Origin of the sequence: Neisseria sp. P0013.S005, assembly GCF_051958425.1 — a bacterium.
Lineage (GTDB): Bacteria > Pseudomonadota > Gammaproteobacteria > Burkholderiales > Neisseriaceae > Neisseria > Neisseria subflava.
Map to the genome: position 1 here is coordinate 1 of NZ_JBQCVL010000019.1, position 14,741 is coordinate 14,741.

Below are 14,741 nucleotides of genomic sequence, written 5' to 3' on the forward strand. Positions count from 1 at the left end.
AATTTCTATAACACTGTGAAGCCGCACCGCAGTTTGAACGGCGATACGCCGTTTGAGGTCTTGCAGGCTTATTTTTCCCAACCTGTGGTGTAAACAACGCAACGTTTTCCTACAGATGACTTTTATAGGCAATCTGTCCGCGTACCATGTATCCGGTTATTTTTGACGGAAATGTATCAGAGTCCCTTTTTAATTGATTAGTTCATCCAAAGTTAAGTTATTTTTGATTTTTATAGCAAAATAAAAATGGTTTTATCTTGTATTGTTTTCCTTTTTGGCGTGACAGAGTTAATCCCGCGAAGCCAAAAAGGAGGGGAATTCTAACACAATATGTTTTTAGCATTCCTAATTTAACTAAATTTACAAAATATACAAAATAAATATCTATAAATGTTTTTAACTTCATCGAAAAATCAATAAAATTCGATATTTTTAATATGTATTTTTACAACATAATTGCGCATTATATACCGATTACCCTAAAATACTACCGTTTATTTGAAAAATTTAGTATTTTATTATTGCTTTTACCATCTAAAAACCAATAAAAAAAGGCCGTCTGAAAAAATATTTCAGACGGCCTTTTTTATTAAATGCGCTCTATTTAACAAACTTCGACCAACCAGCCGTGTTTGTCTTCTGTCAAACCGTATTGAATGTCGGTAATCGCCTTACGGATTGCGTAACCGCTCTCTTGGCTCTTCACTTCGATTTCTTTGCCATCAATCACGAAAGAAGTTACCGGAGAAATAACCGCAGCCGTACCGGTCAGAATCGCCTCTGCGCCATTTTCCACAGCTGCTTTCAGCTCATCAACGGTAAAGTTGCGCTCGGTAATGGTGTAGCCCAAATCTTTGGCAACTGTCAGTACGGAATCACGGGTAACGCCATGCAGGAATTCGTCTGTCAACGGTTTGGTAATGATTTCATCGCCGTTAATCAGGATAAAGTTAGACGCGCCGGTTTCCTGAACGTCGCCATTCGGACAGAACAACACTTGGTTTGCGCCATATTCGGCTTTGGCTTTCAAAACCCAAGGCATGGCGGAAGCATAGTTGCCACCGCATTTCACACGACCCATATGTGGAGCGCAACGGATATGTTCGGTTTCAACCAAGATTTTAACGGGCGAACCGGCTTTGAAATAGTCGCCGACAGGAGAAGCCAAAATGTACAGCAAAGCAGTTTCAGAAGGAGAACCAGCTTTACCGATCACAGGATCGGTACCGATCAAAGTCGGACGCAGGTACAACGCAGCTGGCGCATCAGGAATTTCTTCGGCAGAGCGTTTGACCAATTCAATCAAAGCATCCAAATAAGCCTCAGTTTCAGGGCGCGGCAGGTGCAGAATATCCGCACTTTGCTGCATGCGCGCGATATTGGCGGTCGGGCGGAACATCACGATTTTGCCGTTTGTCTGACGGAATGCCTTCAAGCCCTCAAAACATTCGCTGCCGTAATGCAAGGCATGCGCGCCGGGGGCGATTGTCAGGTCTTTGGAAGATTGCCACTCTACCGGCTGCCATTTACCTTCACGATAAGCGATAACGGGCATTTCAGCGTGAAAAACGCTGCCGAATACGGCTGGAACTGGTCTGCTCATGATGATTGCCTTTCTTATTCTGATGTGCAAAATAAATTAATTAAAGACTGAACAATACGCCTTTCAATATAGGTTTGACAAGTACCCGTCAGCATAAAGACACTGTCCCCCTGCCGTCTGAAACATGCCGTCCTATCCGAAATCCGGCAAATCGTTTAAACTGATACCATTTTTCAGACGGCCTGCCCCAACCGCAGCCAACCCGGAGTAACCCATGAAACTCATCTCTACCATCATCAAAATCCTGATTCTTCTTGTTTTCCTCCTACTGGCCATCACCAATACCCACACCGTATCCTTCTTCTACCTGCCCGGCCAAAACATCAATCTGCCGCTGATTGTCGTGCTTTTCGGTGCATTTATTATCGGCATCGTGTTCGGTATGTTTGCCCTCTTCGGCCGTCTGCTGTTCCTGCGCAGCGAAAACAACCGCCTGCGCGCCGAAGTGAAAAAACATGCCCACCTTTCCGAAAAAGACCTGACTCCGGTCAAAACCGAAACACCGGCAACGACTTCCGAAGCCACTCCCAAAGCGTAACGCCACCAATCAATAAAGGAATACCATGGACAACGAATTGTGGGTCATCTTACTGCCCATCGTCCTCCTCCCCGTTTTCTTCGCTATGGGCTGGTTTGCCGCGCGTGTCGATATGAAGACCGTCCTGAAACAGGCCAAAAGCATACCGGCAGGCTTTTACAAAAGCCTTGACGCCCTCGTTGACCGCAACAGCGGCCGTGCCGCGCGCGAATTGGCGGAAGTGATTGACCAACAGCCGCAGTCATACGACTTAAACCTGACCCTAGGCAAGCTCTACCGTCAGCGCGGCGAAAACGACAAAGCCATCAATATGCACCGCGCCCTGCTCGATTCGCCCGACACAGTCAACGAAAAACGCGCGCGCGTGCTTTTTGAATTGGCGCAAAACTACCAAAGCGCAGGCTTGGTTGACCGAGCCGAACAAATCTTCCTCGGTTTGCAGGAAGGCGATATGGCACGCGAAGCCCGCCAACACCTTTTGAGTATCTACCAACAAGACCGCGACTGGGAAAAAGCCATCGAAATGGCGCAGCTCTTGAGCCATGACGAACAAACCTACCAGTTTGAAATCGCCCAGTTTTATTGTGAAATCGCCCAAGCCGCGCTGTTCAAATCCAACTTCGACACCGCACGCTACAACATCGGCAAAGCACTCGAAGCCAACAAAAAATGTACGCGCGCCAACATCATTCTCGGCGACATCGAATACCGTCAGGGTAACTTCCCTGCCGCAGTAGAAGCGTATTCCGCCATCGAGCAGCAAAACCACGCCTATTTGAGCATGGTCGGCGAGAAACTCTATGAAGCCTATGCCGCGCAAGGCAAACAGGAAGAAGGCCTCAACCGCCTTATCGGCTATATGCAAACCTTCCCCGAGCTTGACCTGATCAACGTCATCTATGAGAAGGCCCTGTTGCTCAAGGGCGAAACCGAAGCGGCGCAAATCGCTGTCGAACTCGTCCGCCAAAAACCCGACCTCAACGGCGTGTACCGCCTGCTTGGCTTGAAACTCAGCAGTATGAATCCGGAGTGGAAAGCCGACACCGATATGATTCGTTCCATTATCGGCCGCCAGCTGCAAAAAAGCGTTATGTACCGCTGCCGCAACTGCCACTTCAAATCCCAAGTCTTCTTCTGGCACTGCCCTGCCTGCAACAAATGGCAAACCTTTACGCCGAATAAAATCGAGATTTAATAAAGCGTTAAGCATCAAAAAAGGCCGTCTGAAATCTTTTCAGACGGCCTTTTTATTACAAAGCAAAATATCAAAGCGGTTCAAAACACAGCCTTACACACCAGCAATATCTGCTCAACACCGCTACTCTGCCCATGCCAACGCCGCTACAATCTGAGCCTCAATATCGGCATTAAACTCGCCGGCACGGTACGCATCGCGCAATTCCGTGCGCCGGGTTTCATCTGCCGCAATTTGGTTCAATACCACTTGTGGAAACTCGTTAAACACAGGCCCAGCCTCTTCATGCCCCATCAAAAACAGCGCAGGGATTTTTTGATTGGCGCGGACGATTTCCTGTTGGCGCGGATTCTCAAAACGGCTGCTGTCGTCAAAATCGTTGCGGGCAATATAGTTGACGCGGATATTGGGGTTCAACTCCGCCATTTTTTGAATAAACGGCACAAACACGCGGCAATCAGGGCAATATGGTGCAGCGGCAAGCAGCCAGTTTTGCGGACGGCTGATCTTTTTAACCGCCGCTACCGTTTGCGCCGACAGCTCGGTCGCCTGATAGAGTTGCTGCTGTTTCAATTTGTCTTCTTCAGTATCAAAATCCAAATATTCTGCATAAGTGGCCATGCTTTACTCCTGTTCTGTTGTATCGGTCTTCCCTGCCACGCCGGTCAAAAGCGGAACGAGCAGATTGACGACGAGGTTTTCAAATAGCGGCTCATCAAGCGGCGATTCTTCCGAATGGCCAAACACCAGCTTCACTTCGGTATATTCTTTCTGCCCTTTGCTCATTTTGTTGCCGTTAAAAACATCATGGGCTTTTCTCAAGGCAGCATCCCAATCCTCTTTCTTGTTGTACTCCTCCGCTGCGGCAAGGCTGGTTTTGGCAAAAAACGGCAAGGGGGTATTTTGTCCGATTCGGAAATATACCAGCCATTCTTTTAAAAGCTCCCTCGCCGCCTCTTGCCCGATGGTGGCATAGGTTTCGGTCTGTCCCAAGCTGACAATATAGGTTTGTCGGTTTGCAATGGATTTAGGGGCAACGGCGCAAAAAATCAAATGCTCCAATAAACGGGCAATGCGGTTGGGTGCATTATCTTTTTGGTTTAGGAACACAATGCGGCCGCATTCGTAAAGATTGCCGATGGTGCCTTGTAAAACCAAGTCGTCAAAGTGTTCTTCATAAGGTTCAGACGGCCTTTTGTTACTGCGTATCAGCTCGGCATCTACGTTTTTCGCAGATATCTGATACTGCTTCTGCCATAAACCGCCCAACTCGCCCACCGGCATTAGGCTTTCGGCATTCAGCCGAATGGCCGTATCTTCAAAATCTTCCCCTTTGCGCCGTGCATCCAAATAGGCATCGGCAATCCGACCCTCATGTTGCGGCTCAAACGGTTCGGCAGACTCCCATGCGCCGTCCAGATACGGTTGATCCCAGCTTAAATTTTTCTTCAGCCAAACTTTGACAGGGTTGCGCCAAAAACTGACAAGCTCGCCCTGATGAATGGTTTTGCCCGGCTCTTCCTGACTTAAGGCCTCAAGGAAAAACGGCTGCGCTTCCGCTTGCGGTTGGTTCAATGCATCGGCGTAATCTTGGCGCGTACTGAAGAGGCCGTCTGAAAGCGCGTCCTTTTGGAAATAACGGCGTGAGAACGCCTGCAAAGGATGATGTTTCACCCATTTCTCCGACAACTCGCGCCCGCTTTTCCCCGTCATGGCGGCAATGGTATCCAGCAGCTCGCTGATTAACGAAGACGGCGCGAACTCGGCATCATTGCGTATATCGCGGCCGATATAAGACAAATACAGCATTTCGCGCGCGCTGATTAAGGCTTCCAGGAAGAGATAACGGTCGTCGTCGCGGCGGGCGCGGTCGCCTTTTTTCGGATGTTTGGCAATCAGGTCGAACACCGCCGCTTTGGTATTGCGCGGAAAATCGCCGTCATTCAGACCCAACAGGCAAACCATTTTAAACGGCAGGCTGCGCATCGGCACCATACTGCAAAAAGTGATGCCGCCACTCAAAAATCCGGCTTGGCTTTCGCTGTCCAAAAAGCGGCGGATATGGCGGATAACGGTTTTACACGGCAACAATCCGTCAAATCCGGCCAACTGCGCCTCGTCCTGCCATTTTGCCAAAGACTGCTCAAACTGCTGCTTGGCGTATTGGTCGTCCGTATCCGGAGCAAACAGTTTCTCCAGCAAATCGCGGTAACGCTGCACCCAGCCTTCCACATTGACAGGCTGTTGCCATTGCGCCGCCATATCCGCCAAAGTACGGATAAATTCGGCAAAACCGCTGAATACGTCCAGCTGGTTGACGTTGCTATGCCACGCACTCACGCCCTGCCACATACCGTTGCCGCCTTCAGGCAGCATCCAGCCCAAGGCCAAACGCTCTACCGCCTGTTGCCAAGTAAAGAGGTTGTCTTTGCCCTCGCGCATGGTTTGATCCAAACCCCAATGCACATTCAATCCGGCAACAGTCTCATGCAGCAGCGGCACATCTTCCTCGCTCAAACCGAAGCGTTGCAGCACCAACCGGCTTTCCAGCAAAGGCAAAACCTTATCCACTTCAAACCGGCTCTCCAGCAAGTCCAAAGTTTGCGCCAAAGCATACAGTAACGGCTGACGGCGGCTGAGTTTCACATCCGAAATCGAATACGGCAAAGCCTGGCTACCTGCATGTTCCTGTCCAAAAACGGCTTCGATAAACGGGCTGTACGGCTCGATGTTCGGTGTCAACACGGCAATATCGTGCAGCTGCCAGTCGGGATTTTTTTGCAACACCAGCGACAGCTCTTCTTTCAAAATCTGCAATTCGCGCAAAGGGCTGTGCGCCGCGACGATTTTGACGGAGCCGTCATTCAGCAGCCTATCCGGCTCGACACACACTAGATTGCCGTCCGCATCATGGACTTGAACCAAACCTACTTCGCCTTCTTCCTGTTGATATAAGCGTTCAGACGGCATGATTAAGTTTTGGATATCGTTTTGCAGGCAATGCAATAAGGTATCGTCTTTTCCCTCTTCATAAACCTGAATATCCTGCTCGGTTTCCACTTCCGACAGAAAATCAAAGAAATCGCGCCCCTGCTTGCCCAAAGAAGCCAATAGCGGATGCCCTACCTGCGACAAATCCGCCTCATCACCCCTTTTCAAAATCTGCGCCTCGTCGATAACCTCGCCCCAATATTGGCTGCTCGGGTTGAGCGCAAACACAAACACATCGCAATGCTTAGAAATTTGGTGCAAGAGTTGCAGATACATCGGCGCCATTGTCGAAATGCCGAATACAAACAACCTTTGCGGCAAGACCGATTTATCCAACTGCGCCAACAGCTTTTCCCACAAGGCCACGCGGTGCGGCGCAGATTGGCTGCCATCGTCCAAATAACGCCACAGCCGCGCCTGCCAATCCTCATCATCGCCCAAACCCAGTAGTTTCCCAGCCTGCCACGCATCAATCCAATCCGGCCGGTACACCAAATATTGGTCGAAAATATCCGCCATCTGTCCGGCAAGCTGATAATCCGCCGATGCCGAGCTGTGCAAATAACTTTCCAGCTTCAAGCGCACATTTTCGTATTCCGGGGCCGTCTGAAACATTTCGCTGCGGAACAAATCCAGCAAGCGCCAACGCATGACTTCAGGCGAAAACGGACTGAGCGGCGGCACATCGGGAACCAATTTGCGCATCAGCTGCCAAGCCAAACCGGCAGGCAGGCTGAACTTCAAATTCGCCGCCACGCCGAGTTCGCGCGCGAAAAACACATTCAGATAACGCCGCATCCCCTGGCTCTGCACCACCACTTCTTCCTGCGCCAATACAGAATCCAAGGGCGAAGCCTGATGAATACGCGCGCACATTTCGGCAAGCGATTCCAAACGGTCGGATTGAAAGAGATAAAACATGACATGCCATCGAAAAAACAATTACGCGCATTATAATGCCATCAGGGCAAACGGTTCAGCAGCGTATTAAAATAAAAGGCAAAAGATTATGGTAAAGGCCGTCTGAAATCGCTTTTCAGACGGCCTTTACCGTTAAAACTCAAACGTTGGGCTTTGATGTATTTCTTTTTGAACTTCGACTTTGTTCAATCTTAATTCCCAACCAAAATAAAAACCTGTTTCCCTCAAAGCAGGTTTTGAATCTATCCGACTCAAGCAGGTGGCAACGGCGCGCCTTCGGGATGCTTATAGCGGTTGTACATAAACAAATATTGTTCCGGAAAACGGCGTATCCAATATTCGGTATTTTCATTGATCACGCGCGCGTCGTTCTCCTTATCGCCGTTCAACTCGCCGCGCAAAGGCTCGATGTGCAAGACAAAGCCTTTGCCGTCGGGCAGCCGCTCGCCGCAGAAAAACAAAGCCTTCACGCCTTTGACTTGCGCCAGCTTGCCCGCCAACGTCATGGTGTAGGCAGGTTTGCCGAAAAAGTCCACCCACACGCCGTCGCCCCCTTCTTCCGGAGACGGTACATGGTCCGGCAACACAATGGTCGCTTCGCCGCCGCGCAGGGCCTTGATGATTTGTTTGACGCCCTGAATACTGGTCGGTGCAGTCTTGCCCTTGCCGCGCACGCGACCTGCCTGCATTACCTCATCAAATGCCTTGATTTTCGGCGGCTTGTACATCGCCGTCAGCGGAAACGGCAGTTGCTGGCTGATGTAGCGGCCGGCCAAATCATAGCTGCCGATGTGTGGCGTGATAAACAGCAAACCCTCGCCCGTGTTCAAGGCCGTCTGAACATGTTCCCAACCGTTGACGCTGACAAACAGGTTCTCAATTTCCTCAGGCCGTCTGAAAAACGCCACCGGCAATTCCAAGCCGCCTTTTGCCGTTTCATGGAAAACTTTTTTCACCGCCTCATCCGTCGGGTTCAAACCGGCAAGTTTCATGTTTTCGAAAACACGCCGGCGATCTTTCGACAGCACGCGGAAACCCAAACTGCCCAGCAGATTGCCTAATTTGTGCAACCAAGCCAAAGGCAGAGCGGCCAAAAATTTAAAAACAAAGGTAACAAGCGTTTGCATAAGGTTTTACCAAAATGAAGTGGACAGATTGTAAACGAAACAGGCCGTCTGAACAAAACAGACTTCGGGCAAATATATTGCGGCACACCTGCTTTTCTGCTACTATCCGCACTGCATTAAGAGTTGGGAATTCCATGCCAACCTGCTTTTCAAACGGAAAGGTAAGGTGGACGGTTGAAAAACCGATGTGGCTCGCCAGAGCAATCCAAACCCGCTTAATGCGGGAATTTTTTTGCCTGTAAGAAACGCGCAACAGGATTCCGAAACAGCAGGCAAGTGCGAATATTTCTCACTTGTATAGAGAAAAAGCGGAGTTTTTGTTATGATTTCCGCTGTCCGAAATAAAAGGCCGTCTGAAAACACAGCAGCCTGTTTTTAATGAAAGAATAGCAATGAGCGAATATCTGTTTACTTCCGAATCGGTATCCGAAGGCCATCCGGATAAAGTTGCCGACCAAGTATCCGATGCGATTTTGGATGCCATCTTGGCGCAAGACCCAAAAGCGCGTGTCGCCGCAGAAACCTTAGTCAACACAGGCTTGTGCGTATTGGCAGGCGAAATCACGACTACCGCCCAAGTGGACTACATCAAAGTCGCACGCGAAACCATCAAACGCATCGGCTACAACTCGTCCGAGCTGGGCTTTGACGCCAATGGTTGCGCGGTCGGCGTGTACTACGACCAACAATCCCCCGACATCGCCCAAGGCGTGAACGAAGGCGAAGGCATCGACTTGAACCAAGGTGCGGGCGACCAAGGCTTGATGTTCGGCTACGCCTGCGACGAAACCCCGACCCTGATGCCGTTTGCCATCTATTACAGCCACCGCCTGATGCAACGCCAAAGCGAATTGCGCAAAGACGGCCGCCTGCCTTGGCTGCGTCCTGATGCCAAAGCCCAACTGACCGTGGTTTACGACAGCAAAACCGGCAAAGTAAAACGCATCGACACCGTCGTCCTGTCTACCCAGCACGATCCGTCTATCGGTTACGAAGAGCTGAAAAACGCCGTGATCGAACACATCATCAAACCGGTTCTGCCGTCTGAACTGCTGACCGACGAAACCAAATACCTGATCAACCCGACCGGCCGCTTCGTTATCGGCGGCCCGCAAGGCGACTGCGGTTTGACCGGCCGTAAAATCATCGTCGATACCTACGGCGGTGCGGCTCCGCACGGCGGCGGCGCATTCTCCGGCAAAGACCCGTCCAAAGTGGACCGTTCCGCCGCTTACGCCTGCCGCTATGTTGCAAAAAACATCGTAGCCGCCGGTTTGGCAACCCAATGCCAAATCCAAGTTTCCTACGCCATCGGCGTTGCCGAACCGACTTCGATTTCCATCGATACCTTCGGTACAGGCAAAATCAGCGAAGAAAAACTGATTGCCTTAGTTCGCGAACATTTCGACCTGCGCCCCAAAGGCATCGTCCAAATGCTCGACCTCTTGCGCCCGATTTACAGCAAATCCGCCGCATACGGCCATTTCGGCCGCGAAGAGCCTGAATTTACTTGGGAGCGCACCGACAAAGCAGCCGCATTGAAAGCAGCCGCAGGCGTGTAAACTTCCGCATTTGAGGCCGTCTGAAAAGCAAAACGTTTTCAGACGGCCTTTTTCCTTATACAATAGCCACTTGAATTTCTATATACATTCTGAATAAAGGATACGGATTATGTTCGGCAAACAACTTTTTGAAGAAGTCAGCTCCAAAATCAGCGAAACCATCGCCAACAGCCCTGCCAAAGACATGGAAAAAAACGTTAAAGCCATGCTCGGCAGCGCGTTCAACCGCATGGATTTGGTGACCCGCGAAGAATTCGACATCCAACAACAGGTTTTGATTAAAACCCGTACCAAACTGGCCGAATTGGAAGCCCGTTTGGCCAAACTCGAAGCCGCTCAAGAGCCTGAAGAAGCTGCTTTGAAAGCGGCCGAAACCGCTGCGGAAGAAGCTGTTGCCGAAATCAAACAACAAACCGAAGCTGCCGAATAAGGCCGTCTGAAACATGTCGCTTGCTTTGGTTTACAGCCGCGCCTTAAGCGGCATGAATGCGCCGTTGGTCGAAGTGGAAGCCCACCTTGCCAACGGCTTGCCACATTTCAATATCGTCGGTTTGCCTGATACTGAAGTCAAAGAAAGCCGCGACCGTGTGCGTGCCGCCATCATCCAAAGCGGCTTCGACTTTCCCGCCAAGAAAATTACCGTCAACCTCGCACCGGCCGACCTCCCAAAAGAATCCGGCCGTTTCGATTTGCCGATCGCCTTGGGCATTCTTGCCGCATCGGGACAAATCAATCCTGAAAAGCTCGCCCAATATGAGTTTGCCGGAGAATTGGCACTATCCGGCCTGCTGCGTCCCGTACGCGGCGCGCTGGCTATGGCATGGCAGGGAATGCAGGCAGGCCGTTCGTTCGTCTTGCCGCAAGAAAATGCCGAACAGGCTGCCGTCATGCGCGGTATCGCGGTTTATGGCGCACGTTCTTTAGGCGAAGTGGCCGCACATTTAAACGGTATCGAACCGTTGACACAGACTGAATGCAAGCTGACGCAAAAGCCGTCTGAACAAAGTAAAATTCCTGATTTAGCCGATGTTAAAGGCCAACATACCGCCCGCCTTGCATTGGAAATCGCAGCGGCAGGCGGACACAGCCTGCTGATGATGGGTCCGCCGGGTACAGGCAAATCCATGCTTTCGCAACGTTTGCCCGGTATCCTCCCGCCTTTGACCGAAGACGAATTGGTCGAAGTATGGGCATTGCGTTCACTCCTGCCCAACCATCAGCAGCAACTCGACAGCAACCGTCCTTTCCGCAGCCCTCATCACAGTGCCAGCTCGGCTGCCATGGTCGGCGGCGGTTCAGACCCACGTCCGGGAGAAATTTCATTGGCGCACCACGGAGTGTTGTTTTTAGACGAATTGCCCGAGTTTGACCGTAAAGTATTAGAAGTATTGCGCGAGCCTTTGGAAAACGGCGAAATCCATATTTCCCGCGCCGCACGCCAAGCAGTTTATCCGGCCAAGTTCCAACTTGTCGCCGCCATGAACCCCTGCCCTTGCGGCTATCTTGGTCATCCGTCCAAACCTTGCCGTTGCACGCCTGAAAGCGTTGCCCGCTACCGCAACAAAATTTCAGGGCCATTGCTCGACCGTATTGATTTAACCATCGAAGTACCCAGCCTTTCCGCTGCCGAGCTGATGCAACAAGAAGCAGGCGAATCCAGTGCCACCGTATTGGAACGCGTTACCGCCGCACGAAAAATCCAATACAACAGACAGGGCAAAGTCAATGCGGAACTGAGTGTCGGCGAGCTCGATGGCAAAGCCCGTATCCAAAAAGAAGCGCAAGAAGCTTTGGGAACCATGCTCGAAAAACTGTCCCTTTCCGCCCGAAGTTTTCACCGCATCATGCGCGTCGCCCGTACGCTGGCCGATTTGGCAGGGGACGAAGAAGTCAGCAAAACCCATGTGATGAAAGCCATCGGCTTCCGTCGCGCCCTTTAACTTTTCAGACGGCCTGAATCTTTATGTTTAAGTAAAACTAGAGTAAACAAAGCATCAGGATTTTGCCGTCTATAACGGTTATTGATAAAATATCGAATCCAAACTCAGACAGTCTCCCTTCAGGCCGTCTGAACCCATTATTACAAGGTAAGTCATGAAAAAATCTACACAATATGGCAAAGGCTTGGCCGGTTTCTTTTTCGGCCTGATACTGGCAACAGGTATTATTGCCGGTATTTTGTTCTTCTTGAACCAAGGCAACCAAAACGTTTTCAAAGAGCTGACTCAGCCTAAACAAAGCGAAGAACCTGAAATCCTGAAGCCTCAAGACAAAGCAGAGAAACGCCCTGCTACCGACAATTCGTCCAGCCAAGCAGATGAAGAAAAAGCCAAAGCTGAAAAAGAAGCTGCTGAAAAAGAAGCGGCAGAGAAAGAAGCCAAAGCAAAAGAAGCGGCAGAAAAGGCTGCCAAAGAAGCTGAAGAGAAAACGGCACAAGCAGAAAAAGAGGCTCAGGAAAAAGCCGATCGCGAGGCCAAAGAAAAAGCGGATAAAGCTGAAGCAGAAAAAGCCGAACGCGAAGCCAAAGAAAGAGCAGACAAAACTGCCGCCGACAAAGCCGAACGTGAAGCCAAAGAAAAATCTGCAAAAGCGGAAGCAGAAAAAGAAGCCTCCAAGAAAAAACTGGCCGAGAAAAAAGCCGAATTAGAAAAAAAACGCGCAGAAAAAGCCAAAGCTGAAAAAGAAGCTGCTGATAAAACTGCAAAAGACAAAAAAGCAGCCGACCAACTGACCGACAAACAAAAAGAGCGTGCCGAGCGCAAATTGGCTGAGAAAAAAGCAGCCGAAGCCAAAAAACAAAACAAGCCGACACCTGAGCAAATCCTCAACAGCGGCAGCATCGAGAAAGCACGTAAAGCCGCAAATGCCTCTACAACCAAAGAAAGCAGCAACACTGCAAGTAAACAGTCAACAGAAAAAGCCGAAGCAGCTGCCAACAGCGGTAAAAAAGCCTTCCTGCAACTTGGTTCATATGCAGACCGCTCCAGCGCAGATTCACAACGTGCGAAATTGGCTATTTTAGGTGTTTCTTCCAAAGTGGTTGAATCGCAAAACGGCGATAAAACCATTTACCGAGTTCAAAGTAACACCATGCCGCAGGAAGCCGCTGTAAAACTGCAAAAAAACCTGCAAGGCCATAATATCAACAGCTTGATTCGTCCTACCAAATAATGGAATCACTGATGAAGCAGCGTATAAAACAAACCATTGCCGCACTCAGCCTGAGCCTGCTCAATCTGAGCGCGCAGGCTGCTACCGAAGGCGTGGACTATACCGTTCTTAGTCGCCCTATCCCGCAGCAGCAAGCCGGAAAAATTGAAGTGCTAGAATTTTTCGGCTACTTCTGCGTCCATTGTTACCATCTCGATCCAGTTTTGTTGCAACATAGCAAAACCTTCGCTAAAGATGTTTCCTTACGGACAGAGCACGTCGTTTGGATGCCTGAAATGTTGGGTTTGGCCAAGGTGGCCGCAGCCGTTAATCTTTCAGGTTTGAAATATCAAGCCAATCCAGTCATCTTCAAAGCAGTTTACGAACAAAAAATCAACCTGGCCGATACCAATGTATTCCGCTCATGGGTGGGTAAACAGACGGGTTTTGACAGTAAAAAACTGCTTCAAGCCTACAATAATAGTCCTACTGCCGCATCGGCTGCTGCAAAAATGCAGCAATTGACGGAAACTTATCGAATTGAAAACACACCAACTGTCATCGTCGGTGGTAAATACAAAGTCAATTTCAATGGTAGCGACTGGAAAGCCGGTATGAAAACTATAGACGAGCTCATCGTCAAAGTCCGCCGCGAACAATCCTCGAAACCACTTTAACTAATCAACAAAAGAAAGACGGCCTCAAGGCCGTCTGAAAACTTATGGACATTCTGATTTTATTCAAAGCACTTATTCTCGGTATCATCGAAGGTTTAACCGAGTTTCTCCCTATTTCCAGTACCGGTCACTTGATTGTATTCGGCGACTTAATGAATTTCCAAAGTAACGGTAAAGTATTCGAAATTGCCATCCAGCTCGGTGCCGTATTAGCCGTCGTATTCGAATATCGCCAACGATTTACCCATATCATAAAAGGACTAGGCAAAGAGCGAACAGCCAATCGCTTTGTGCTGAATTTATTTATCGCATTCATCCCCGCTGCGATTGTTGGCCTCTTATTCAGTAAACAAATTAAATTGCATCTTTTCAACCCGATTACCGTTGCTACCATGCTGGTACTGGGAGGCTTCTTCATTTTATGGGTTGAAAAACGCCAAACAACAGCCAAACCTAAAGTCAACCATGTCGATGATATGCGCCCAATTGACGCATTTGTTGTAGGATGCGCCCAAATTTGTGCCCTTATCCCTGGGACATCACGTTCAGGCAGTACCATCATGGGCGGTATGCTGTGGGGATTAGAACGTAAAACGGCTACCGAATTTTCATTCTTCCTTGCTGTACCAATGATGATTGCGGCAACAGGTTACGACATCTTAAAAAACTACAAACTCTTTACCTTGCAAGATGTCGGACAAATTGCCATCGGCTTTATCGCAGCATTTATCGCCGGTTTATTAGCAGTAAAAGCTTTGCTGAAATTTGTTTCCAGTAAAAACTATGTTCCTTTTGCCTACTACCGCATCGTATTCGGTGGTCTGATTCTCCTTACTTGGATGCTGGGCTGGGTCAGCTGGAGCGAATAACCCATCTTCATTCACCAAAGGACGTGCCTGAGCACGTCCTTTTTCTTTATCCGCTTCCTCCCTTTCGATCAGATTTCTACCCCGTAAAAGGCTTACACTCCGCATCAT

General features: G+C 49.6%; 12 protein-coding genes, 1 pseudogene and 1 riboswitch. Of the genes and pseudogenes, 9 read left to right on the top strand and 4 right to left on the bottom strand.

Annotation, left to right across the window (positions count from 1 at the left end; genetic code table 11):
• Window positions 1–93: pseudogene (locus ACTHTA_RS10725) on the top strand (IS481 family transposase); the annotation flags it as partial.
• A 511-nt stretch (window positions 94–604) separates the two neighbouring features.
• Here ACTHTA_RS10725 and ilvE read toward each other — a convergent pair.
• A complete protein-coding gene (ilvE, locus tag ACTHTA_RS10730) occupies window positions 605–1,603 on the bottom strand; it encodes a branched-chain-amino-acid transaminase (RefSeq protein ID WP_308888426.1) in 999 nt (332 codons plus the stop codon).
• A 214-nt stretch (window positions 1,604–1,817) separates the two neighbouring features.
• Between ilvE and ACTHTA_RS10735 the strand changes: the two genes are divergently transcribed.
• Window positions 1,818–2,141, top strand: a complete 324-nt coding sequence (locus ACTHTA_RS10735; RefSeq protein ID WP_003684458.1) for a LapA family protein — start codon at window positions 1,818–1,820, stop codon at window positions 2,139–2,141.
• Window positions 2,142–2,166: 25 nt separating this feature from the next.
• A complete protein-coding gene (gene lapB, locus ACTHTA_RS10740) occupies window positions 2,167–3,336 on the top strand; it encodes a lipopolysaccharide assembly protein LapB (RefSeq protein ID WP_308888425.1) in 1,170 nt (389 codons plus the stop codon).
• 123 nt (window positions 3,337–3,459) lie between these two features.
• Here lapB and ACTHTA_RS10745 read toward each other — a convergent pair whose 3' ends face one another.
• The 3 genes from ACTHTA_RS10745 to ACTHTA_RS10755 all read right to left on the bottom strand — a co-directional run bounded on the left by ACTHTA_RS10745 (window position 3,460) and on the right by ACTHTA_RS10755 (window position 8,375).
• Entirely contained in the window at window positions 3,460–3,957 is a 498-nt protein-coding gene (locus tag ACTHTA_RS10745; RefSeq protein ID WP_308888424.1) for a thioredoxin family protein, read from the bottom strand.
• Between the two features lie 3 nt (window positions 3,958–3,960).
• Window positions 3,961–7,248 (bottom strand): exodeoxyribonuclease V subunit gamma, encoded by a 3,288-nt coding sequence (gene recC, locus ACTHTA_RS10750; RefSeq protein WP_308888422.1) that lies wholly within the window; start codon window positions 7,246–7,248, stop codon window positions 3,961–3,963.
• A 251-nt stretch (window positions 7,249–7,499) separates the two neighbouring features.
• Complete coding sequence (locus ACTHTA_RS10755) at window positions 7,500–8,375, bottom strand: lysophospholipid acyltransferase family protein (RefSeq protein WP_440364484.1); 876 nt, start codon at window positions 8,373–8,375, stop codon at window positions 7,500–7,502.
• A gap of 108 nt (window positions 8,376–8,483) precedes the next feature.
• Window positions 8,484–8,594: riboswitch (SAM-I-IV-variant riboswitch) on the top strand.
• A 173-nt stretch (window positions 8,595–8,767) separates the two neighbouring features.
• On the opposite strand from ACTHTA_RS10755, the gene metK reads away from it, so the two are divergent.
• The 6 genes from metK (at window position 8,768) to ACTHTA_RS10785 (ending at window position 14,633) form a co-directional block, all read left to right on the top strand.
• Entirely contained in the window at window positions 8,768–9,937 is a 1,170-nt protein-coding gene (gene metK / locus ACTHTA_RS10760; protein WP_308888420.1) for a methionine adenosyltransferase, read from the top strand.
• A 109-nt stretch (window positions 9,938–10,046) separates the two neighbouring features.
• Window positions 10,047–10,367, top strand: a complete 321-nt coding sequence (locus tag ACTHTA_RS10765) for an accessory factor UbiK family protein (RefSeq protein ID WP_049328707.1) — start codon at window positions 10,047–10,049, stop codon at window positions 10,365–10,367.
• A 13-nt stretch (window positions 10,368–10,380) separates the two neighbouring features.
• Window positions 10,381–11,877: a YifB family Mg chelatase-like AAA ATPase gene (locus ACTHTA_RS10770; protein WP_308888419.1), complete on the top strand. Its 1,497-nt coding sequence runs from the start codon at window positions 10,381–10,383 to the stop codon at window positions 11,875–11,877.
• Between the two features lie 154 nt (window positions 11,878–12,031).
• On the top strand, window positions 12,032–13,108 hold the full coding sequence (locus ACTHTA_RS10775) for an SPOR domain-containing protein (protein WP_440364483.1): 1,077 nt from the start codon (window positions 12,032–12,034) through the stop codon (window positions 13,106–13,108).
• A gap of 11 nt (window positions 13,109–13,119) precedes the next feature.
• Window positions 13,120–13,764, top strand: coding sequence for a thiol:disulfide interchange protein DsbA/DsbL (locus tag ACTHTA_RS10780; RefSeq protein ID WP_440375780.1), 645 nt, complete (start codon window positions 13,120–13,122; stop codon window positions 13,762–13,764).
• 44 nt (window positions 13,765–13,808) lie between these two features.
• Window positions 13,809–14,633 carry an undecaprenyl-diphosphate phosphatase gene (locus ACTHTA_RS10785; RefSeq protein WP_128582924.1) on the top strand — a complete coding sequence of 275 codons (825 nt, stop codon included), beginning with the start codon at window positions 13,809–13,811 and terminating at the stop codon, window positions 14,631–14,633.
• The last annotated feature ends 108 nt before the right edge of the window (window positions 14,634–14,741 follow it).

What these genes read in the sequence shown, in the direction of transcription:
- ilvE (WP_308888426.1), bottom strand. Translation starts at nt 1,603, where the DNA reads ATGAGCAGACCAGTTCCAGCCGTATTCGGCAGCGTTTTTCACGCTGAA.
- ACTHTA_RS10735 (WP_003684458.1), top strand. Translation starts at nt 1,818, where the DNA reads ATGAAACTCATCTCTACCATCATCAAAATCCTGATTCTTCTTGTTTTC.
- lapB (WP_308888425.1), top strand. Translation starts at nt 2,167, where the DNA reads ATGGACAACGAATTGTGGGTCATCTTACTGCCCATCGTCCTCCTCCCC.
- ACTHTA_RS10745 (WP_308888424.1), bottom strand. Translation starts at nt 3,957, where the DNA reads ATGGCCACTTATGCAGAATATTTGGATTTTGATACTGAAGAAGACAAA.
- recC (WP_308888422.1), bottom strand. Translation starts at nt 7,248, where the DNA reads ATGTTTTATCTCTTTCAATCCGACCGTTTGGAATCGCTTGCCGAAATG.
- ACTHTA_RS10755 (WP_440364484.1), bottom strand. Translation starts at nt 8,375, where the DNA reads ATGCAAACGCTTGTTACCTTTGTTTTTAAATTTTTGGCCGCTCTGCCT.
- metK (WP_308888420.1), top strand. Translation starts at nt 8,768, where the DNA reads ATGAGCGAATATCTGTTTACTTCCGAATCGGTATCCGAAGGCCATCCG.
- ACTHTA_RS10765 (WP_049328707.1), top strand. Translation starts at nt 10,047, where the DNA reads ATGTTCGGCAAACAACTTTTTGAAGAAGTCAGCTCCAAAATCAGCGAA.
- ACTHTA_RS10770 (WP_308888419.1), top strand. Translation starts at nt 10,381, where the DNA reads ATGTCGCTTGCTTTGGTTTACAGCCGCGCCTTAAGCGGCATGAATGCG.
- ACTHTA_RS10775 (WP_440364483.1), top strand. Translation starts at nt 12,032, where the DNA reads ATGAAAAAATCTACACAATATGGCAAAGGCTTGGCCGGTTTCTTTTTC.
- ACTHTA_RS10780 (WP_440375780.1), top strand. Translation starts at nt 13,120, where the DNA reads ATGAAGCAGCGTATAAAACAAACCATTGCCGCACTCAGCCTGAGCCTG.
- ACTHTA_RS10785 (WP_128582924.1), top strand. Translation starts at nt 13,809, where the DNA reads ATGGACATTCTGATTTTATTCAAAGCACTTATTCTCGGTATCATCGAA.